Below are 882 nucleotides of genomic sequence, written 5' to 3' on the forward strand. Positions count from 1 at the left end.
GCATCTGACTCAGCGTCAGTAAGCGCGTCTGACTCTACATCAGTAAGTGCATCTGATTCAGCGTCAACAAGTGCATCTGACTCAGCGTCAGTAAGCGCGTCTGACTCAGCGTCAACAAGTGCGAGCGATTCAGCATCAGTAAGTGCATCTGATTCAGCATCAGTAAGCGTGTCTGACTCAGCGTCAGTAAGTGCAAGTGACTCAGCATCAGCAAGTGCATCTGATTCAGCATCAGTAAGCGCGTCTGATTCAGCATCAGTAAGCGCGTCTGACTCAGCATCAGTAAGCGCGTCTGACTCAGCATCAGTAAGTGCATCTGACTCAGCGTCAGTAAGCGCAAGCGACTCAGCGTCAACAAGCGCAAGCGACTCAGCGTCAACAAGTGCATCTGACTCTACATCAGCAAGTGCATCTGATTCAACATCAGTAAGCGCGTCTGACTCAAACTCAATGAGCACATCAGATAGTGCGTCAACAAGCACAAGCGTTTCTGGATCAAACTCAGTAAGTACATCAGATAGTGCATCATTAAGCACAAGCGTATCTGACTCAAACTCAATGAGCACATCAGATAGTGCGTCAACAAGCACAAGCGTTTCTGGATCAAACTCAGTAAGTACATCAGATAGTGCGTCAACAAGCACAAGCGTATCTGACTCAAACTCAGTAAGCACATCAGATAGTGCGTCAACAAGCACAAGCGTATCTGACTCAAACTCAATGAGCACATCAGATAGTGCGTCAACAAGCACAAGCGTATCTGACTCAAACTCAGTAAGCACATCAGATAGTGCGTCAACAAGCACAAGCGTATCTGACTCAAACTCAGTAAGCACATCAGATAGTGCGTCAACAAGCACAAGCGTATCTGACTCAAACTCA

General features: G+C 46.9%; 1 pseudogene. It reads right to left on the reverse strand.

The window, feature by feature from the left end:
- Positions 1-882, reverse strand: a pseudogene (locus AB840_RS17690) (hypothetical protein); the annotation flags it as partial.

It is taken from the genome of Megasphaera cerevisiae DSM 20462 (assembly GCF_001045675.1).
In the GTDB taxonomy this organism is placed as follows: domain Bacteria; phylum Bacillota; class Negativicutes; order Veillonellales; family Megasphaeraceae; genus Megasphaera; species Megasphaera cerevisiae.